The organism is Burkholderia stagnalis, assembly GCF_902830275.1.
Taxonomy (GTDB): Bacteria; Pseudomonadota; Gammaproteobacteria; order Burkholderiales; family Burkholderiaceae; genus Burkholderia; species Burkholderia stagnalis.
Genome location: NZ_CADESW010000001.1, coordinates 1 through 20,111 on the forward strand (window position 1 = coordinate 1; position 20,111 = coordinate 20,111).

General features: G+C 70.0%; 13 protein-coding genes and 1 pseudogene. 6 read left to right on the forward strand and 8 right to left on the reverse strand.

The features are described 5' to 3' along the window. From HWY45_RS00005 to HWY45_RS00025, 5 genes are all read right to left on the reverse strand, one after another. On the reverse strand, positions 1-1,219 hold a 1,219-nt coding region (locus tag HWY45_RS00005), incomplete at its 3' end, for a right-handed parallel beta-helix repeat-containing protein (RefSeq protein ID WP_244110934.1). A 41-nt stretch (positions 1,220-1,260) separates the two neighbouring features. Next, the gene (locus HWY45_RS00010; protein WP_230944782.1) at positions 1,261-2,550 is read right to left on the reverse strand and encodes an oligosaccharide repeat unit polymerase; all 1,290 of its coding nucleotides are present in this window, start codon (positions 2,548-2,550) and stop codon (positions 1,261-1,263) included. 39 nt (positions 2,551-2,589) lie between these two features. Continuing rightward, the gene (locus HWY45_RS00015) at positions 2,590-4,842 is read right to left on the reverse strand and encodes a GNVR domain-containing protein (RefSeq protein ID WP_059882982.1); all 2,253 of its coding nucleotides are present in this window, start codon (positions 4,840-4,842) and stop codon (positions 2,590-2,592) included. A 58-nt stretch (positions 4,843-4,900) separates the two neighbouring features. After that, positions 4,901-6,085, reverse strand: coding sequence for a polysaccharide biosynthesis/export family protein (locus HWY45_RS00020; RefSeq protein WP_414143486.1), 1,185 nt, complete (start codon positions 6,083-6,085; stop codon positions 4,901-4,903). A gap of 187 nt (positions 6,086-6,272) precedes the next feature. Next, the gene (locus tag HWY45_RS00025) at positions 6,273-8,150 is read right to left on the reverse strand and encodes a serine aminopeptidase domain-containing protein (protein WP_059882984.1); all 1,878 of its coding nucleotides are present in this window, start codon (positions 8,148-8,150) and stop codon (positions 6,273-6,275) included. 378 nt (positions 8,151-8,528) lie between these two features. Between HWY45_RS00025 and HWY45_RS00030 the strand changes: the two genes are divergently transcribed. The 4 genes from HWY45_RS00030 (at position 8,529) to HWY45_RS00045 (ending at position 14,580) form a co-directional block, all read left to right on the forward strand. Further along, positions 8,529-9,785, forward strand: a complete 1,257-nt coding sequence (locus HWY45_RS00030) for a flippase (protein WP_059882986.1) — start codon at positions 8,529-8,531, stop codon at positions 9,783-9,785. A gap of 85 nt (positions 9,786-9,870) precedes the next feature. Next, positions 9,871-10,920: a glycosyltransferase family 2 protein gene (locus HWY45_RS00035; protein WP_059882988.1), complete on the forward strand. Its 1,050-nt coding sequence runs from the start codon at positions 9,871-9,873 to the stop codon at positions 10,918-10,920. A gap of 351 nt (positions 10,921-11,271) precedes the next feature. Continuing rightward, a complete protein-coding gene (locus HWY45_RS00040; protein WP_059882990.1) occupies positions 11,272-13,476 on the forward strand; it encodes a glycoside hydrolase family 3 C-terminal domain-containing protein in 2,205 nt (734 codons plus the stop codon). A 123-nt stretch (positions 13,477-13,599) separates the two neighbouring features. Beyond that, positions 13,600-14,580 (forward strand): aldo/keto reductase, encoded by a 981-nt coding sequence (locus tag HWY45_RS00045; protein WP_059882993.1) that lies wholly within the window; start codon positions 13,600-13,602, stop codon positions 14,578-14,580. 31 nt (positions 14,581-14,611) lie between these two features. Here the strand turns inward: HWY45_RS00045 and HWY45_RS00050 are convergent, their stop codons facing one another. Continuing rightward, positions 14,612-14,815, reverse strand: a complete 204-nt coding sequence (locus HWY45_RS00050; RefSeq protein ID WP_081069804.1) for a MerR family transcriptional regulator — start codon at positions 14,813-14,815, stop codon at positions 14,612-14,614. Between HWY45_RS00050 and HWY45_RS36665 the strand changes: the two are divergent. Then, positions 14,791-15,471 (forward strand): annotated as a pseudogene (locus tag HWY45_RS36665) (DUF6687 family protein); the annotation flags it as partial. The gene HWY45_RS00050 and the pseudogene HWY45_RS36665 sit on opposite strands and share 25 nt — an antisense overlap. Before the next feature lie 9 nt (positions 15,472-15,480). On the opposite strand, the gene HWY45_RS00060 reads toward HWY45_RS36665, so the two are convergent. Further along, positions 15,481-17,481 carry an acetoacetate--CoA ligase gene (locus tag HWY45_RS00060; protein WP_059882994.1) on the reverse strand — a complete coding sequence of 667 codons (2,001 nt, stop codon included), beginning with the start codon at positions 17,479-17,481 and terminating at the stop codon, positions 15,481-15,483. Between the two features lie 610 nt (positions 17,482-18,091). On the opposite strand from HWY45_RS00060, the gene HWY45_RS00065 reads away from it, so the two are divergent. Further along, on the forward strand, positions 18,092-18,679 hold the full coding sequence (locus HWY45_RS00065; RefSeq protein ID WP_059882996.1) for an IMPACT family protein: 588 nt from the start codon (positions 18,092-18,094) through the stop codon (positions 18,677-18,679). Positions 18,680-18,856: 177 nt separating this feature from the next. On the opposite strand, the gene HWY45_RS00070 is transcribed toward HWY45_RS00065, so the two are convergent. After that, positions 18,857-20,065: a fimbrial protein gene (locus HWY45_RS00070; protein WP_230946980.1), complete on the reverse strand. Its 1,209-nt coding sequence runs from the start codon at positions 20,063-20,065 to the stop codon at positions 18,857-18,859. Positions 20,066-20,111: the final 46 nt, after the last annotated feature.

Genomic DNA, 20,111 nt, shown 5'->3' on the forward strand with positions numbered 1-20,111 from the left:
GGCCGCGGCGCCGTGCCTGCCGAAGCCATTCGCGCACATGCGGCATCAGGCGCGCGTCGGCGCCGCCGCTCGCGGCCTCGGCGGCCTGCGACGCTGCGTCCGCCGACGGCGGCAGCGCGGCGCCGACCATCACCTCGCCGGCCGCGCAGCCGCGCGACTCGCCGGCGATCGGCGCACCGCCGATCGCGTCGAGCCGATTGCCCGACATTCGAATCCCGCACACGTTGCCCAGCATGCGAACGCCCGCGAAGCGCGCGCGGGCGATCCGGTTGTCCGTCACCTCGACGCGCGTGACCTTGCCCGAGCCGGCATTCAGGTCGATCGCGGCCTGGCCGGTCAGCGGCCCGCGCGCCGGCCGCGACGCCGGCTGCTGGATGTCCGAAATCGCGTTGCCCGTCACGCGCACGTTGGTCGTGTCATGGGTCCGGTAGCTGTCCTCCTGCGCGACGAGGATGCCCGCACCCGTCTGCACGCCGCGCACGATGTTGTCCGCGATCGTCACGTCCGCGCCGCCGACCACCGTCACGCCCCGCCCCCACTCGTTGCCTTCGAGCGAATTGCCGGCAATCAGCACGTTGCCGCTCGGCGCGCCGTCGTTCCGGTAGCTCACGACGGCGATCATGTCGTCGCCCGTATCGCGCACGACGTTGCCCTGCACGAGCACGTTGTGCGCGCCGTGCGTCACGTGGATGCCGTCCGCGAGCGTCGCGCGGATCTCGTTGCCGACGATCGCGACGTCCTGGCCGCCGAATACGAAGATGCCGGCGCTCGCGCCGCCGTCGACCACGACGTCGAGCACCTGCACGCCGCGCCCCGTCACGTCCACCTTCGTCGAGGCGGGCGTGGTCAGGCGCGTCGAGCCGGCGCCGACCAGCGTGAGCCCGGCGAGCGTCGTCCCATCGCCGCGCAGCTCGATGGTCTGGTCTTCCGGGTCGGTCGCGATCAGCGTCGCGCCGTAGCCCGAGATCGCGACGTTCGCCTGCTTCACCGTCAGCGCGTGCCCGACGACGTAGCGCCCCGGCGCGAGCATGAGCCGCTGGCCGCGCTGCAGCGCGTCGAGCGCGCGTTGCAGCGCATCGGCCTGGTCGGCGCCGTCGGCGGACGAGTGCACGATCGCATCGGGCGCGGCCGCATCGTGTTCGCGTTGGCCGGCGGGCGCCGCCGCGGCTGCCGGCGGCCACGACGGCAACGCGGCGGCCATGCCGATGGCGAGCGCCATTGCACGAGCGCGGCCACGGCATCGGGATGGGCACATGGGCGTCACCGTTGCGTGCCGAAACGGCGGAACACGACGAACAGCAGCATCAGCGGAACGAAATTGCGCCCGCTGAACAGGTTCGGAATCCGCAGGATCTCGAGCAGCGACACGTAGAGCACCGCATGCGCGCAGCACCAGAAGCCGCTTCCGGTACGCCAGCCCGCGAAGCTTCTGCCGAACACCGCGCCGATGAACGCCGCGACGAGCAGCCCGAACCAGCCCCACTCGTAGAAGTGCACGAAAATCCCGGACGGGTTGTTGAATTCCGGATCGGCATAGCCGTTCAGGAACACGTCGATGCGGTCGCCCGAATCGAGCAGCGGCTGGAACAGGCTGCCGATGCCCGGGAAGCGGATCAGCCAGTCGAACGTGAACATCGGGTGAGCGCTGCCCCAGCCGAGGACGCTCAGGATCCCCGCGCCATTGTTCAGCGCGGTCGAGTAGTACAGCCCGAGGCGTTCGAGCGCGAAATCGAGGATGTTGTCGTACAGGTTCACGTAGTAGGTTTCCCACGAACGGTGGTATTCGTTCGCGATGAAGAACCCGACCAGCAGCGGCACCGCGGCGAACGGCCCGAGCGCCACCCACGCCGAGCGCCGCGGCCCGCGCCGGAACCGCGCGATCATCAGCACGCACGGCAGCGCCATCTCGATCACGGCGAGCCGCTCGGCGAAGATGAAGCTCCTGACGAGCGTCAGCACCGCCAGCACGACGAGATACAGCTTGTAGCGGTTGAAGCCCTTCACGCGCGTGCTGAACACGTGGAAGTACAGCGCGACGTACGCGGCCGTCGCCTGCGTGAGCGTGCTCAGGCCGACGACGCGCCCTTTCAGTTCAAGCAGGTCGAACGCGCTCGCGCCGCCGCGCACGAACGCGAGCAGCAGCGCGGGCTGCGCGAGCACGCCGCTCGACATCACGAGATAGCCGGTCAACGCGAGCGCGAACACGAGGTCGAGCACGCGCGGCGGCAACGCGACCGGCGCGGCGCTTGCCGCGCGCTCCGGCACCGCCGCCTGCACGAGCCACGCGGCTGCCATCGCGACCGCGAGGAACAGCGCGCCCGCGAACGCGTGGAAGCCGTCGAAGTAGACCCGCGCGATCGCCTTCTGGCCGCCGAGCAGGCTGAGCGACAGCAGCCCGTAGAGCGGCAGGATGAAGAACAGGATCAGGCGCGCCGGATCTTCCCACCAGTATCCGTCGTAGCCCGCCACGCGCCGCGCGCGCACCGGCGCCCGCACCGCCCGATGGACGGACCGGGGCGCGGCGCGCCGATCCGCATGCACGTCATTCATGCTGGTCGCTCCATCCGGATGCCGCGCATCGCCGCCCGGTCAGCGCGCGGGCCCGCGCGCCGCCGCCACGCCCGCGAAGCCGGACGCTGCCTGATGGGTGTCCGTACCGGCATAGCCGTAGTCGTACCGGCCCGGGCCGCGCGTGAAGTCGTTGAGGATCATGCCGCGAACGCCGACCTGCGCATGCGCGAGCCGCCGCATGCTCTCGTCGATGTCGGTCAGCGTCGTCACGCCGCTGCGGGCAACCAGGAACACGGTGCCGGCCATGCGCCCGAGCACCAGCGAATCGGCCACCGGCAGCAGCGGCGGCCCGTCGATCACGACCATGTCGTACTGCGACGCCACGCGCTCGATCAGCGCCTCGAGCGCGGGCCGCAGCAGCCGTTCGCCCGGATCGGCGACGACGCTGCCCATCGGCAGGAAATCGAGCCCCGGCATCGCGTCGCGCTTCAGCGCCTCGTCGAGCCGGTGCGTGCCGCCGACGATATCCGTGAGGCCCGGCGCGCGGCTGTAGCGGAACCGCTCGTGCAGCGACCCCTTGCGCAGGTCGGCGTCGATCAGCAGCACGCGCCGGCCCGACGTGCCGGCGAGCACCGCCAGATGCGCGGCGACGAACGACTTGCCGACGCCCGTCGTCGGTCCCGAGATCAGCACGACGCGGTTCGGCGCATCCGCCAGCGCCAGTTGCAGCGACGTGCGCAAACCGCGCAGGCTCTCGAGCGCCGCGTCATGCGGCGCGGGCGCCGCCCCGCCGCGCCGGCCGCCGCGCGCGCGCGGTTCCGGCCGCGCGGACGACGCGCTGCGCGGCACCGTCGCGAACACGGGCACGCCGGTCGCCCATTCGAGCTCGTCGGGATCGGCCGCCGTGCCCGCGAGCCGCTGCCGCACGACGACGATCGCGCCGCCGGCCAGCAGGCCGAGCAGCAGCGCGCCGATCGCGGCCATGCCGCGATGCGGCCCGATCGGCGTGTCGGCCGCCTTCGCGGCATCGACGATCCGCACGTTGCCGTTCTTGCTCGCGCGCGCCAGCGTCATCTGCTGGCGCGCGTTGAGCAGGTTCGTATAGAGCGCGGTATCGACGGCCACGTCGCGCTGAAGCTGCAGCATGCCCTGCTCGACGCCCGGCAAGCGCCGGATCTGCGCGCGCACCGCGTCGAGTTCGCGCTGCGCGTCCGCGCGTTGCGCATCGACGGCCACCATTGCCGGATGCTTCGGCATGAAGCGGGTCAGCAGCTCCTGGCGCCGCTGCTGCAGCGTCTGCACGCGCGTTTCGAGATCGACCGACTGCTGCCGCAACGCGAGCCCGTCGTCGCTCGTGTTGACCGTGCCGTGCGACGCACGAAACGCGTTGAAGCGGCTCTCCGCCCGTTCGAGCTGCTGCTTGAGCTGCGGCAGCTGCGCGTCCATGAAGCGGATCAGCCGATCCGCGGCCTCCGATTTGCGCTGCGTGTTCTGCGCGAGGTACGCGACGCCGATCGCGTTCAGGATCCGGCTGTCGCGCAGCGGATCGGTGCCGTCGAGCGTCGCGCCGATCATGTTGGACTGCTTGCCGCGCTCCGCGACCAGCACGGCTTTCTGCAGCCATTCGGTCGCGTCGTCGGCCGCGTAGCGGGTCAGGTCGAAGCGCGCGCCGGGCGCGCCCGCGAGGTCGCGCACGAACACGTCGATCGGCCCGTGCGGCGTGTCGGCGTGCAGCGGCTGCCCGACCCGGCCCTGCCAGAGCGGCCCCGTCGCGCCGAACAGGCCCGCGCGCTGCAGCGTGTACGCGCCGTCGCGGCCGGCCGTCAGCACGAAGCGCTTTTCCTGCAAGCGCTTCGGCACGTCGAAGGTCGCGACGTCGATGCTTTCCGCGCCGGTGACGTAGCCGCCCGGCAGCGGCGTCGACAGCGCGTCGGCGCCGTTCGCGAGCCGCCAGCCGAGCAGCGGCAGGTAGCGCGGCCGCGCGTCGATATAGAGCTTCGTGCTGTCGACCGCGCGCGCCATCACCGCGCGCGACTTCAGCACCTCGATTTCCGTCGACGCGTCGGTCTTCAGGTCGAACACCGACGACGGGTCACCGGGCGGCGACGCGGGTTTCGAATCGGTCGGGCTTTGTTCGACCTGAAACAGGATGTCGGAGCGGTAGACGGGCTGCGCGCACAGCGCATACACGGCGCCCGCGATCCCGCAGGCGAGCACCGGCGCGGCGATCACGCGACGGCCGCCGGCCAGCATGCCCCAGTAGCGGCGATACGGATGCGGCGGCCGCATCGCGGGTTCGTCGCGCGAATCAGGCGGAGTGGATGCAGTCATACGGCGTCATTCCCGTGTGGCGCGACAAGGCGCGGTGACGAAATCCGGAACGCGCGGTTCACGGCGAAATGGCCTTGGCCGTCAGCGCGCCCTGCGCGGCCGACGGAATCAGCAGGTTGACGACGCGGCTCCAGCGCACCAGCGACGACGCGTCGACGAACACCACGTCGCGGCGCTCGAGCGGGAAGCGGTCCGCCAGCGCCAGCGCGGCCGGCGACTGCGCGTCGAGGTGATACACGAGCGGCCGGTTGCCGGGCCCGCGGCGCACGACGTAGACCTGCCGCGCGTCGGCCGTGTACTGGCTGACGCCGCCCGCGTCGCCGAGCGCTTCGCCGAGGCTCATCCGCCCGTCGGTCAGCGTCAGCGTCGCCGGCCGCGCGACCTCGCCGAGCACGAATACCTTGCTGTCGCGCGCGGCGTTCACGCGCACGAGATCGCCGTCGCGCAGCAGGATCCGCGACGGATTGACGCCCGCCGCGAGCAGGCCGGGCAGGCTCACCGTCACGGTCCGGTCGCCGCGCGTCACGGCCACCGACGAACGGTCCGCGCCCGCCGTGAAGCCGCCGGCGCGATCGATCGCTTCCGTCAGCGTCATCGGCACGTCGGTCACGATCTGCAGCCCCGGCGCGCGGATCTCGCCGTCGAGATGCACGCGCTTGCTGCGATACGCCTGGATGCGCAGCGCCAGCTGCGGCGCGCGCACGTATTCGCCGAGACGCTTCGCGAGCCGCGCGCGCGCCTGCGCCTCGGTCAGCCCCGCGACGTGCAGGGTGCCGACGTACGCGAACTGCAGGTTGCCGTCGGCATCGACCGTATAGCCCGTCGCGACCGAACTCGCGCCGCTGCCGTCGGATCCGCCCGCGTTCTGCGTCACCGGCAGATTCAGTTCGGGGTGATCCCACACGACGATGTTGAGCACGTCGCCCGGGCCGATCACGTATGGCTTCGCCACGCCGAACAACTGCCGGACCTCGTCCGCGACCGGCGCGGGCCGCGCGGCCTGCGGCGCGTCGACGAGCGCGCCGGTGATCTCGATCAGGTCCGCGCCCGACACGTCCTGGACGCCGGCCAGGCCGCCCGCGCCGGCCGCGGCCGCGCTCACGCGCGCGTTCGCGTCGCTGCCGGCCGGCGCGGGCATCGTCATGCCCGGCGCCAGCGCGCACCCCGTCAGCGCGAGCGCGGCCGCCGCGAGCGCCGCGCGCAGTCGCCACGTCGAACGGCGCGCGCCTGTCGCGCCCTGCATCGTTTGCCGCCATCGCGACATTCGCGTCGCGTCCCTTTGCGTGGATGAAAACATCGTGTCCTTCCCAAAACCGTGCGGCAGCCCACTCATCGCATGCCGCCGCATTCCAATGGCAGATTGGACACCGCATCGCGCGGCGCGTCTGTGAGCAAGCCCACCGAACGCCGATGTTCGGCCCGCGATCGGCTCACGCGGCCCCGCCGCCGCGCGCCGCGCCGGCCCGCGAACGGGCCACCGCGACCGGGGCGAACGGGGCGCCCGCCGCACGCGCCACGGGCGATCCGGCGAGGCTCCGGGCTGGCCACTCCGCTGCGCCGCCCAATACCTCGCGGCAGAGATCGATCACTGCGTCCGCGCCCGACGTGCCGTACAGCGCGTGGTCGAGCTGCGGCAGCGTCCTCAGGCGGACGTGACACGAGCGCCGGAACGCGCGCGCCGGCGGGCCGAAATGCCGATGCACGTCGTCGATGCCGGGATCGAATACGCTGTAGACCAGCAGCGTCCACACGCCGCGCTGCGCGAGCGCGTGCATCACGCCGCGCGGCGTGTCGGCGCGCGGCGCCCGGCCGGCGCGCGCGGCCAGCGCCAGCGCCGGCACGCGCACGCACGCGACGAGGTTGGCGGCCAGCGCGCGCAGGATCGGCCGCGGGTCGCGCCGTTCGCGCACGAGCCGCCGCCACTTTCGCCAGTCGCGCATCGAAGCGCGGTAGCCGCGCACCGAGTTGTTGCGCTGCTTCTGCGCGGCGTCGAGCGTCAGGCCGGCCGGCCACACGAAGCGGGCCAGGTTGATCGCGATCACGCCGCTCAGCGCACCGTCGCGCGCGGCCGCGTGCAGCGACGCATACGCGCCCGAACAGACGCCGAGCGCGACGACCTGCGCGTAACCGCGCTCGCGCAGCCACGCGGCGGCGGCCGCGACGTCGTCGATCGTCGCGCTCGAATAGACGACGCCCGACTGCGCGTCCGGCGCATGCGGCCCGCTGTCGCCGACCCCGTTCACGTCGATCCGCAGCGTCGTGATACCGCTGCGCGCCATCGCCCGGGCGATGCGCACGCCGACGCGCCCGTCGGCGCTGCGCGGATTCGCGGCCGTGGTCGCGATCAGCAGGGCCGGCCCTCCCGGCGGCGGCGGGCTGGCCGGGCAGCACAGCACCCCGACGAGCCGATCCGCGCCGACGGCGACGACACGTTCGGTCAGGCCGTCCATCTCGAGCGGCGCGACGGCGTTTGCATCCCACGCGGCGCGCGTGTCGGGCCGTGCACGGCCGGACGCCGCGCGGCGCGGCCCTCGGCCCGCGATCCAGTGCGCGACGGTTTCGAGCGCCGCGCGCGGCAACCGCGAATACGTGCCATCGAGCAACGCCCTCGGCCATTCCGCGAATGCTTCGGTCGCGACGTCCACGCCGCGCGACTGCAACGCGGCGCGCAGCGCCGGGCCATCGTCGTAACCGGTGTGAACCAGCAGCATCGCGCCGGGCAGCGAGCGGGCCTCGCGCACGATCCGGCACAGGTCGAGCGGCTTGAGGTCGTTCACGAGGTCGGCCGGGTAGCGATGGCCAAGCACGTTCAGGCACGGTTCGTCCTGCTGCGCGTGCCGGATCGGCGGCGGCGCCGTATCGAGCCACTGGCGCTGCACGAGCGACAGCTCGCGCAGGTACGCCCGGCCGCGGACGACCGGCGCCAGCGCGACGATCGCATCGGCGTGCGCAGCCGGGTGCGTGTCCGCCGCCGCGAGCATCGCGAACAACGCGCCCGCGCGGATGCCGACGAGCGTCAGCGTGTCGATGTCCGCCTGCGCGCGCAGCGCGTCGATCGCGTGGCGAATGCTGGCGACGCAGGCCGCGAAGCGCCCCGCGTCGAGATCATCGCCGGCCGAATCCCCCGCGCACGGGTAGTTGAAACGCAGCGCCGTGACGCCGTCGCGGGCCAGCCGCTCCGCGAGCGCGCGCGTCAGCTTGTGGGTCCACAGCGCTTCGTGGCCGAGCGGCTCGCACAGCACGACGCCCTGCCCGGTATGTCCTTCATGCAACCAGCCCACGCAGCCGTCGAACGCTATCGGCTTCACTTGGCACTCCTCGGGATCGGTGATTGTTATCGGATGCCGGCAAGCATCCCGGATGCGCCGCGGCGCCCCCATCTGTCGCTCCGGCCGTGACGCATGACGCGATAACGTCCGATTTAATCACTCGCGCCGAGCGTGCTTCGGTGCGCCAGCTTACAAAACCATTCATCACGGCGACGAAGCAACGCCCGGGCCGGGGCCTGCGCGAATCGCCCGGCACGAACGAATCTCCGTACGGTTGGCTTGCGAACAAAGCGCGCGCGCGCCGTCCGTATCATGGCTGCCGGGACGACGTGGCCGCGCGCCGGCCCCACCGGCCGCGAATCCGGCGCGGCGGCCGGCGCGTGTCGTCATCCTTCACCCGCGGCGCCGCTCGACCGTATGTCAACCGTAAAGAAGAATTTCGTCCTGCTGCTGTCGCTGCAGATCTCGACGTACGCGGCGCCGCTGCTGATCGTGCCGCTGCTCACGCACGCGCTCGGCCCGCAGGGCTACGGCCAGCTCGCGTTCTCGCTCGCGGTCGTCGCGTATTTCATCAACTGGACCTGCTACAGCTTCGACCTGACCGCGACGCCGCGCATCGCGCTCGCGCGCGACGACCGCGCCGAACGCTCGCGCATCTTCTGGTCGACCTTCGTCGCGCAGCTCGCGATCGCCGCGCTCGGCTTCACGGTGCTGCTCGCGCTGACCTTCGTCGTCGCGCGCTTCGGCGCGGACCGCACGCTGCTGCTGATCGGCTTCGGGATGCCGGTCGGCGCGGCGCTCACGCCCGGCTGGTACTTCCAGGGCGTCCAGAAGCTGCGCGTCTTCAGCGTGATCCTGTTCGTCTGCCGCGCGCTGAGCATTCCGGCGATGTTCGTGCTCGTGCGCGGCCCCGCCGACCTGACCGCCGCGATGATCGTCAACGCGGCCGTGCCGCTCGGCTCGGGCCTCGCGGTCGTCGCGTACATGTTCGCGTGCCGCGAGGTCGCGTTCGTGCGCGTGCGCATCGCGGACGTCGCCGAAGCGCTGCAAGGCGGCTGGCAGGTGTTCCTCGCGTCGACGTCGGTCGCGTTCTACGCGTCGACGAACACGGTGCTGCTCGGCTTCGTGTCGGGCAATGTCGCCGCCGGCTACTTCGCGGCCGGCGACAAGCTCGTGCGCGCCGCCCTCAGCATGCTGCAGCCGCTGAAAGCGGCCGCGTATCCGCGCATCAGCTACCTGATGCGGCATGCGCGCAACGAGGCGATGGCGTTCCTGCGCAAGCTGCTCGTCGTGCAGTTCGCGCTGGTGCTGGCGATCTCGCTCGCGATCTTTTTCGGCGCGCCGCTCGCGGTGCGCCTGCTGTACGGCCCGTCGTACGCGCCGACCGTCAACGTGCTGCGCTGGATGGCCTTCATTCCGTTCATGGCCGGCATGACCGACCTGTTCGGCGTGCAGACGCTGCTGCCGCTCGGGATGAAGAAAGCGTTCACGCGCATCCTGGTGTCGTCCGGCATCGTCAATGTCGCGCTGCTGCCCGTGCTCGCGAAGTACTTCGCCGAACAAGGCGCTGCGGCGGCCGTACTGCTGGCCGAGGCCGCGGTTGCCGCCGCGCTCGCGGCCGTCGTCTATCGCGCCGGCATTCCGCTGATCGGCCGTCCCGCCACGCGCCGCTAGCGGCGCGGGCGCGCCGCCCACGCCGGCCGCGGTGCGGCCCCGGAGCGCTTCGCTTGCCGTACCGAATCCCGCCCAGGAGCAATTCATGGCAGACCTGACCATCGCCATCTGCAACTACAACCACGGCGCGTACCTGCGTGTCGCGATCGATTCCGCACTCGCGCAGACTGTCCGCGGCGTTCGCGTGCTGGTCGTCGACGACGGCTCGACCGACGCATCGCGCGACATCATGCGTTCGTACGGCGAGCGCATCACCGCGATCTTCCAGGAGAATCGCGGCCAGGTCGCCGCATACAACCGCGCGCTGGAACACGTCGCGAGCAACTACGTGATCTTCCTCGACGCGGACGACCTGCTTTACCGCGACGCGGCCGGCCGCGTGCTCGCGGCGTTCGGATCGAGCGACTGCGTGAAGGTGCAGTTCCGGCTCGACGTGCTGACCGGCGACGGCGCGGCAACCGGCGTGACGGTCCCGCAGTCGGCGCCCGACGCCGATTGCGGCCGGCTGCTGCGCGCGGGCTGGCTCTATCCGTCGCCGCCGGGCTCGGGCAACGCGTATCGGGTTGCGGCGCTGCGGCGCATCTTCCCCGTGCCCGTCACGCCCGACAATCGCCACGGCGCCGACTTCTACGCGATCTACGGCGTCGCGCTGCTGGGCGCGGTCCGCACGATCGATGCGCCGCTCGGCGGCTACCGCGCGCACCACTGCGCCGACGGCGCGACGGGTGGCGCCGCCGACCTCGCATTCGCCAACGCGGAAGACGGCGCGACCGGCGCATACAAGACCCTGGCGCGCTGGGCCCTGCTGCGCACGCTCGTCCATGCGCGGCTGCACGAGACGCTGCCGAGCACGCCGTACGATTTCTCGATCGAGAAAGCGCGCTTCGCCAGCGCGCTGTATCGCGCGCCGTTCGCGCGGCGCTGGCGCTGGTTCGCACGCGAGTCGGGACGCTACTGGCATACGGTGCTGCGCAACCCGTTCTGGCGGCCCGTCAAGAAACTCGCCGTGTGCGGACTGACGACGGTCTGCCTGCTGCCGTCGACCGCGCTCAGCGATCGCGCGATCCGCTACGTCGCCAATCCGCTGTCGCGCGCGCGCAAGCCGGCCGCCCGGCCCTCCGGCGACGCACGCTAGCCATCGCCCACGCCGCCCGCGCTGCCCGTTCGCCCCGGTACTTCTTACGCCGCGCCGGCCCGCGGCCGGAAACGTTGACTGCTCGCCTGACGCGACGAGCGGCGTTATCGCATAAAGATCGGACGTATCGGTAGAAACACCGATGCTGTAGTCAAACTACATTCATACCATTGGTCGCTGCAGAGGATCGCTACACCCGCACCCGCCGTCGCGATCCTCTGCCCGGCCGGGCATGCCGACACTGAAGCCACCCCGCATCGCCCGCCGGCAGCGTCCGGTGCGAACCCATCGGGCGTGCGCCGTCCCTGACCCCGATCGAATAACCCGCATCACGTTCATGGAGACAGCAACATGCGGATCAACCTCTGGCCGGCTGCCGTGCTGCTGGCGTCCCTCAGCACGGGCGCCTGCGCAGCAGCCTCGGCCGATTTCACCTTGCCCACCGACGCCGTCGAATCCTTCGCATCGGCCGGCGCGCAACGTCGCGCGGACGCGCTCGTCCACCGGATGACGCTCGACGAGAAGCTCCAGTTCATCCACTCGAAATACGAGATGTCGCAAGTGCCCGGCGGCGGCGCCGGCTATATCCAGGGCGTGCCGCGGCTCGGCATTCCGGACCTGAACATGGTCGATTCGGCGACCGGCTCCGGCAGCACGTCGCAGGCCAGCACGACCTTCCCCGCGACGATCGCCGTGGCCGCGAGCTGGGATCGCCGCCTGTCGTACGACTACGGCCGGCAGGTCGCGATCCAGTTGCGCGCGCAGGGATTCGGCATGGGCCTCGGCGGCGGCACCAACCTCGCGCGCGAGCCGCGCGGCGGCCGGCTGTTCGAGTATCTCGGCGAGGATCCGCTGCTTGCCGGCGACCTGCTCGCCGAGCGCACGCTCGCGACGCAGCGGCACAAGGTGATCGCGACCATCAAGCACTACGCGGCCAACGAGCAGGAGCACGGCCGGATGGGCGGCAACAGCCAGCTCGACGAGCGCACGCTGCGCGAGCTCTACCTGCTGCCGTTCGAGATCGCCGCGAAGCGCGCGCGGCCGGGCAGCGTGATGTGCAGCTACAACCGGCTGAACGGCGACTATGCGTGCGAGAACGCGCATCTGCTGAACGACGTGCTGAAGAACGAATGGGGCTTCGAGGGCCAGGTGCAGTCCGACTGGGGCGCGACGCACAGCACCGCGAAGGCGATCAATGCGGGCCTCGACGAGGAGGAAGACGTCGGGCCGAGCGTGTACCTGACGCCGGCGGCGGTGCGGCAGGCGATCGCGAACGGCTCGGTGTCGACCGCGCGGCTCGACGACATGGTGCGCCGCAAGCTGGCCGCGATGATCCGCATCGGCGTGATGGACGATCCGCCCAAGGGCGGCGGCGCGATCGACTTCGCGTCGGCCGGGCGCTTCGCACAGGCGGCCGCCGAACAGTCGATCGTGCTGCTCAAGAACGACGGCAACCAGCTGCCGCTCGCGGCGCCCGCGCTGGCGCGCATCGCGGTGATCGGCGGACACGCGGACGCGGCCGTGCTGTCCGGCGGCGGCTCCGGCAACACGCGCAATCCGGTCACGGGCGCGTTCGCGGGCTGCGGCGGCCTCGCGTTCGGCACGTCGACCGGCTGCAGCTGGTGGCGCAACCCGTGGCTGAAGGTCGACGTGCCGATCGTCGCGGCGATCCGCGCGCTCGCGCCCGCCGCGCAGGTCACGTTCGCCGGCAACAGCGACCAGCAGGCACCGTTCCGCGCCTATACGCAGCAGGAGATCGACCAGGCGGCCGCGCTCGCGGCGCGCTCGGACGTCGCGATCGTCGTGGTCGCGCAGCCGGCCGGGGAGGATTTCGGCGACCTGCAAAGCCTCGCCCTCGCGAACCCGTCGAACCAGGACGCGCTCGTCGACGCGGTCGCGCGCGCGAATCCGCATACCGTCGTCGTGGTCGAGAGCGGCAATCCGGTGCTGATGCCGTGGAAGGACCGCGTGTCCGCGATCGTCGCGGCGTGGTATCCGGGCGAACGCGGCGGCGCGGCGATCGCGAACGTGCTGTTCGGCAAGGTCAACCCGTCCGGCAAGCTGCCCGTCACGTTCCCCGCGCGCGACCAGGACACGCCCACCTGGGGGCAGAACGGCGCGTTCGACAACGATCCCGTCTATGCGGAAAAGCTGAACATGGGCTACCGGTGGTACGACGCGAAGAACGTGAAGCCGATGTTCGAGTTCGGCTTCGGCCTGTCGTATACGCACTTCTCGTACTCCGGGCTCGCCGTGTCGCGGCAGCGCGACGGCTCGCTGGACGTCGCGTTCACCGTGCGCAACGACGGCCCCGTGGCCGGCGCGGAAGTGCCGCAGGTGTATCTCGGCGTGCCATACAAGGACGAGCCGCCGCGCCGCCTGGTCGGCTGGGACAAGATCGACCTGAAGCCGGGCGAAGCGCGGCGCGTGCACATCGGCGTGCCGGTGCGGCTGCAGAGCGTATGGGATACATCACGCAACGGCTGGCGCTACGTGCCGGGCGGCACCGTGTCCGTCGGCGCGTCGTCGCGCGACATCCGGCTGCAAGGCGGCTGAGCGCCCGCGCGCGGCGGCGCCCGGCGCGTTTCCGCGCACGGTAATACACTTGCGCGAGTCCGCCGCGCGCGCACCGGCGCGCGCGGCGCACATCCCTCCGGATCATCGCAAGGAGCAACAGCAATGGACTACGTCAGGCTCGGTTCGACCGGGCTGCAGGTGTCGCGCCTGTGCCTCGGCTGCATGACTTACGGCGCACCCGATCGCGGCACGCACCCGTGGACGCTCGACGAAGACGCGAGCCGCCCGCTCATCCGCCAGGCACTCGACGCCGGCATCAACTTCTTCGACACCGCCAACATGTACTCGGAAGGCACGTCGGAGGAGATCGTCGGCCGCGCGCTGCGCGACTTCGCGAAGCGCGACGACGTCGTGATCGCGACCAAGGTGTTCCACCGCGTGCGCCCCGGCCCGAACGGCGCGGGCCTCTCGCGCAAGGCCATCCTCACCGAGATCGACCACAGCCTCAAGCGGCTCGGCACCGATTACGTCGACCTCTACCAGATCCACCGCTGGGACTATCACACGCCGATCGAGGAAACGCTCGAAGCGCTGCACGATGTCGTGAAGGCCGGCAAGGCGCGCTATATCGGCGCATCGTCGATGCATGCGTGGCAGTTCAGCAAGGCGCTGTATACGTCGAAGCTGAACGGCTGGACGCCGTTCGTCAGCATGCAGGATCACCTGAACCTGCTGTATCGCGAGGAAGAGCGCGAGATGCTGCCGCTGTGCGACGACCAGGGCATCGCGGTGCTGCCGTGGAGCCCGCTCGCGCGCGGCCGCCTCACGCGCGACTGGGATGCGACGAGCGAGCGGCTCGAGAGCGACGTATTCGGCAAGACGCTTTACGCAGCGCATGCCGACAGCGATCGCGCGATCGTCGAAGCCGTCGCGACGATCGCGCATGCGCGCGACGTGCCGCGTGCGCAGGTCGCGCTCGCGTGGCTGCTGCAGAAGTCGGGGGTGACCGCGCCGATCATCGGGGCGTCGAAAGCGCGGCATCTGGAAGACGCCGTCGCGGCGCTCTCGCTCGAGCTGACCGCCGAGGAAATCGCGGCGCTCGAAGCGCCGTACGTGCCGCACGCGGTCGCGGGGCACGCGTAACGCGCGCGCGCCGGCGGCATGGACGCCGGCGTCACGTCGCCTTGCGCTTGCGGGCAGGCGCGCCTTCGAGCAGCACCGCGCCCTGCCCGCGTTCGCTCAGCTGATCGCCCGGGTTTCTCAGCGGGCAATCCTTTATCGACAGGCACCCGCAGCCGATACACCCGTCCATCTGGTCACGCGACTGGGTGAGCTTCCGGATCCGTTCGTTCAGCAGGTCGCGCCAGCCGGTCGACAACCGCCGCCAGTCCGCCGCGCTCGGCGCCTTGCCGTCTCTTGCCGCGCGATCGCCTCGGGTTCCTGCCGTTCGATCATGCCGGCGACGCGCCGAACGTCGCGGCCGACACGATCCACAACGCGGCGACGCGGCTCACGCTGTCGCACTGGCCGTCGAATCGCACGACTGCCCGCTACCGGGCCAACCGGTCGACCGAAAGGGTGCTGCGCTTCGTGTCCGAAACGTCCGTCGATCCGGACGTGCGCTGCGTGACGACCGATCACTTCGATCACTTCGATCACTTCGATCACTTCGATCACTTCGATCACTTCGATCTCGACGGGCTCGCGTCGATCTACGCGCTCATCGCGCCCGATCACGCGTTGCGCCATCGGGCGCGGCTGGTGAACGTCGCACGCCTCGGCGATTTCGCGCGCGGCCGGTCGGACGCCGCTCTCGACGCTCGCGCTCGTCGCGCACGACGACGTCGTGATCCAGCAGCGCTACGAGGGCTGGGTCACGCGCGTATCGCAGGCGCCGCGCCCCCGGGCGGCCTGTCGATCCTCGCGCGGGCGCTGCAGGCGGCCGACGCCGGCACATGCGGCTGGCAGTACGACGGCGTCCAGCACATCATGCCGCGCCTCGGCCGCACCTGCGGCCAGGCACCGCCATCGCCGCCACCGCTTTCATCGCACCATCGTGCCGGCAAACGCGACGTATGCATCGAGCGCGGCCGGATTCGCCATCGCGTCGCGGCTCGCCGCCTGCTCGGCCGGGCGCCCCATCAGGATCTTGCGCACCGGCACCTCCATCTTCTTGCCGGTCAGGGTGTAGGGAATCTGCTCCATCGTGACCATCGTGTCCGGCACATGACGCGGGCTGCACAGCGTGCGCAGCCGCTCGGCAATGTGCGCACGCAGCGCGTCGTCGAGCACCGCGCCGTCACGCAGGCGCAGGAACAGCGGCATGAAGAAGCCGCCGTTCGGCATCTCGCAGCAGACGACCAGGCTGTCGGCCACCGCGTCGATTTCCTCGACGACGCGGTAGATCTCCGCCGAGCCGATCCGCACGCCGTAGCGGTTCAGCGTCGAATCCGCGCGGCCGTAGATGTAACACCCGCCGTGCGCCGTCAAGCGCATGAAATCGCCATGCCGCCAGGTGCCGGGGAAATGCTCGAAATAGGACTCGCGATAACGCGCGTCGCCTGCGTCGTTCCAGAAGAAGATCGGCATCGACGGCGCCGGCTGCGTGACGACGAGCTCGCCGACTTCGTCGACGAGCGGTTTGCCGTCATCGCTCCATACGTCGACGGCCATTCCGAGCACGCGCGCCTGGATCTCGCCGGCGCGCACCGGCAGCAACGGCACGCCACCGACCAGCCCGCTGCACAGCTCCGTGCCGCCGGACTGCGACGTCACCCACAGGTCGGATTTCACGTTGCGATAGAACCACGCGAACGTCTCCGGCGTGCTCGGCGCGCCGCTCAGCAGCACGCTCCTGAGCGCCGACAGGTCGAACCGGCGGCCCGGCTCGAGGCCGGCCTTCTCCATCATCTGCACGAAGGTCGGGCTGCCGCCGAAGCAGGTCGCGCCCGCGTCGGCCGCCAGCCGCCACAGGCACTCGGGGCCGCCGTGCATCGGGCTGCCGTCGTAGAGCACCGCGGACGCGCCGGTCAGCAGCGCGGCCACCAGCATGTTCCACATCATCCAGCCGGTCGTGCTGTAGAAGAACATCACGTCGCCCGGACGCAGGTCCATGTGCAGGTGCAGTATCTTCAGGTGCTCGACCAGCATGCCGGCATGGCTGTGCACGATCGCCTTCGGCAGGCCCGTCGTCCCCGACGAGAACACGATCCACAGCGGATGGCTGGCGCCGACGCGCTCGAAACGGAATGCATCGGGCGGCACGTCCGGGCCGGACAGCATCGCGTCCCATGCCTGCACCGCGCACGGCAGCGACGACGCATCGGCCGGCACCCCGTCGGCGAGGTTCGGCAGCCAGATCAGCGTGCGCAGCGACGGCAGCGCACGCGCGATCCCGAGCGCTTCATGCTGCCGATCGAATGCCTTGCCGCCGAAGCGATAGCCGTCGGCCGCGATCAGCACGGTCGGCTCGATCTGCCGGAAGCGATCGACGACCGTCCGCACGCCGAAATCGATCGCGGCCGACGACCACACCGCGCCGATGCTGATGGCCGCGAGCATCGCCACCGCGCATTCCGGCACGTTCGGCAGGTACGCGACGACACGATCGCCCGGCCGCACGCCAAGCTCGCGCAGGCGCGTCGCAAAGCGCCGCACCTGGCTCGCGAGATCGGCGAGCGGCATCGTTTGCAGCGGCGTCGTCTCGGTTGCGTGATGAAACGCCGGCTGCTTCGCATCCGCGTGCGCGGCATGCCGCAACACGTGCTCCGCATAGTTGACGCGCGCATCCGGAAACCAGCGCGTATGCGGCATCGGCGCGCCGTCGGTCACCCGGTGCGCCGAGCCGTCGTACCGCACGTCATGCCATCGCCAGATCGACGCCCAGAACGCATCGGGCTCGCGCACCGACCAGTTCCACAGTGCATCGTAGTCCGGGAACGCCAGATCGCATTCGGCCGCCAGCCAGTCGAGATAGCGCGCGAGATTGGAGCCGCGGGCGAGCGCCTCGCTCGGCGCCCACAACAGTTCGCCTTCCTTGATCATCTCCGGTGCCCTTCATGGATGAGTTGAATCGGTCGGAACAGGTGACGAATGCCGGCTGCAACGCCGAGCGTCGAGCCGGGCCGCCCCGGGCAACGCGTCATTCGTCGACAGTCCGGTGTTCATCTCGCCATCGCCGTTCACGCAGCCGAACTGGCCGTAGATGAACGTCGGCTTCGACAGACAATCTTTGCTTGAATTTTCGGTCTTGTCCAATTGGTCGGGACGGCTTCAACCCGTATGCTTCCTCGGCTCCGTGTCGGCGGCAGTTTCCTTTACCCGACTTTCCGATACGGCTTAGGCGTGGGCGCTCGGCGATGGCCAGTGGGCGCGGCCATGTGTTTCATCAAGTGAGCTAGTTCGAGAACGCTGCCATATGCGAGCGCCGAGCGTCCACACCTAAGCCCTGCTCCACTTCCCCCCCGCTTCTTCCACGCGTCGAACGCTCACGAAACGCGCACGACGCACACCACGGTAAAATCACCCTCTTTCAGTCAACGCACCGCGTGCAGCCAGCCGCTGCCCGTCCGCTTCCGTACCGGACGCCGCTCGCCACGGTTGAACGGAAACGAACGATGCCGCTGAATCCATCCGGTTTCCCGGCATACAGGACATGACCTACTCGCTCGCCACCACCTACACCCGCGAACTCGAAATCCGCAAGAGCCGCTTCATCGCGTATGCGATGCCCGTCGAGGATCGCGACGCCGCGATGCAGGCGCTGCAGCGCCTGCGCGACGAACACCCTGCCGCGACGCACGTCTGCTGGGCGCTGCTTGCCGGCGGCCAGTCGGGCATGTCGGACGACGGCGAGCCGTCCGGCACCGCCGGCCGGCCGATCCTCGAGGTGCTGCGCCATCACGACCTGGACGGTGTGCTGGGCGCGGTCGTGCGCTACTACGGCGGCGTCAAGCTCGGCGCCGGCGGGCTGGTGCGCGCGTATACGGACGCGATTGCGTCGGCGCTGCTCGACGCCGAACGCGTCGAGCGCATCCATTACACGCGGCTCGCGATCGAAATCGGCTACCCGGACGAAGCGCGCGTGCGCCGCTGGATCGAGCAGGCCGGCTATGAACTGGCCGACAGCGCCTACACGATGACCGTGCGCCTCGTGATCCGCCTGCCGGTTACGGCCGAAGCCGACGCGCGCACCGCGCTGTTCGATCTCACGCAAGGCCGCTCGGGTTTCCCCGAACTGTGAGCGTAGCCGCCGCCGTGCGCCCGCTGCGCTCGGCATCCGGCCCGTCGATCCTCCTCTCCGCACTGCAACAATCTGCATGAGATTGGCAATTCGGTCAGGGCGACCGCATGAACTGTCACGACAGTAGAACGGCGGCACGATCCATCGCATCAAGCGTGACAAGCGTTTGCCCTCGGATCATGGAAAGGTGAACGTGAACTCCGCTGCTCCGCCCGCATAGCCCGGCTTCAACTCGGCGTCGATCCCGGTACGGATATATTGCGCGCGCAGCGGAATCGTCGCCATGTCGCCGACGCGCTTCATCGAGTACTGCTTCGCGCTGCCCGGATCGCCATAGGCAATCCGCTCGCCCGTCGACGCATTGGTCATCACGATGTTGAAACCCTGCGCGACCGCGCGGCCCGTCGGCGCGCTCAACTGCAGCAGCGTCTTGTCCGCATTCGGCTGCGCGGCCTTGTCACGGAAGCTGATGGTCGGCTTGGCCGAAGCTGCACAATTGCTGAGAGAAATGCTGAAATCGACCGGCGCCGATGTCGCGTTCAGCGCACCGAACTGGCTCACCGCGAAGTTGCCCAGCTCAACGGGCACGATGCTGTCCGATACCACGTCGCATTTGTTCGGCACGGTTACCGCCCCCCCGCCATCGATATTTATGTTGCCCGCCCCGGTGTAATTGATTGGCGACTTGCACAGATTCGGTGGCGTGGTGGACGTCGGCATGTCGAATATGCTCCCAAGGCTCGCGGTGCCCTTCGGCAGATCCACTGCGTACAGCGCAAGGACCGGATTGGCCGGCAGATCGCTAACCACGAGATCACCTTGCGGCAACTGACTGGCTGGCTTGGTCAGCACGAGATATTGAAGATACTGGGTAACCATGGTATCGCCTGGAACGGTCGCCCCGGTATCCCGCTTGACGTCAATTTTCGCGAATGCCGTCGGGCGTCCGCCTTGCGCGACTGGCCTCTCGACGCCGTCGCTGCCGATGGCAGCCCATTTCAAACCGATTCCGTCCACGTTGGTCTGTGCCACACCGTTCGTGACGGCGCCGCCTTGCAACGACCAATGGCCGCCCAAAACCAGCTCTTGCGGGGCGGTAACCAAGCTGCCGAATTGATACGAGGTGAACAGGTTGATCTGACGCACGTAAAGAATCGATCCGACCGGCGTGCTTTGGGTCAGCGGCGTGACCTCCCGCCACTGACTCACCTCCTTATTGGAAAAACTGCAGTTCACCGCCAGCACATTGGCCATCTCGGCATGCGCACTGCTCCAGGCATGCGCGCCTGCCAGCACGGCGACGATACTCAACCATCCGCGCAACCGCACGGCCGGAGCACGCGTACCGCGCGACCGTGCCGCGTTTGATATCTCGATTCGAATCATGTTCGTCTTTGGAAAAGCGGCGGGCGCGGCGACGCCCACATCATGC

Excerpts from the sequence above, each read along its gene's own strand:
- HWY45_RS00010 (WP_230944782.1), bottom strand. The coding sequence starts at position 2,550 with ATGAATGACGTGCATGCGGATCGGCGCGCCGCGCCCCGGTCCGTCCAT.
- HWY45_RS00015 (WP_059882982.1), bottom strand. The coding sequence starts at position 4,842 with ATGACTGCATCCACTCCGCCTGATTCGCGCGACGAACCCGCGATGCGG.
- HWY45_RS00020 (WP_414143486.1), bottom strand. The coding sequence starts at position 6,085 with ATGCAGGGCGCGACAGGCGCGCGCCGTTCGACGTGGCGACTGCGCGCG.
- HWY45_RS00030 (WP_059882986.1), top strand. The coding sequence starts at position 8,529 with ATGTCAACCGTAAAGAAGAATTTCGTCCTGCTGCTGTCGCTGCAGATC.
- HWY45_RS00035 (WP_059882988.1), top strand. The coding sequence starts at position 9,871 with ATGGCAGACCTGACCATCGCCATCTGCAACTACAACCACGGCGCGTAC.
- HWY45_RS00040 (WP_059882990.1), top strand. The coding sequence starts at position 11,272 with ATGCGGATCAACCTCTGGCCGGCTGCCGTGCTGCTGGCGTCCCTCAGC.
- HWY45_RS00045 (WP_059882993.1), top strand. The coding sequence starts at position 13,600 with ATGGACTACGTCAGGCTCGGTTCGACCGGGCTGCAGGTGTCGCGCCTG.
- HWY45_RS00060 (WP_059882994.1), bottom strand. The coding sequence starts at position 17,481 with ATGATCAAGGAAGGCGAACTGTTGTGGGCGCCGAGCGAGGCGCTCGCC.
- HWY45_RS00065 (WP_059882996.1), top strand. The coding sequence starts at position 18,092 with ATGACCTACTCGCTCGCCACCACCTACACCCGCGAACTCGAAATCCGC.
- HWY45_RS00070 (WP_230946980.1), bottom strand. The coding sequence starts at position 20,065 with ATGATTCGAATCGAGATATCAAACGCGGCACGGTCGCGCGGTACGCGT.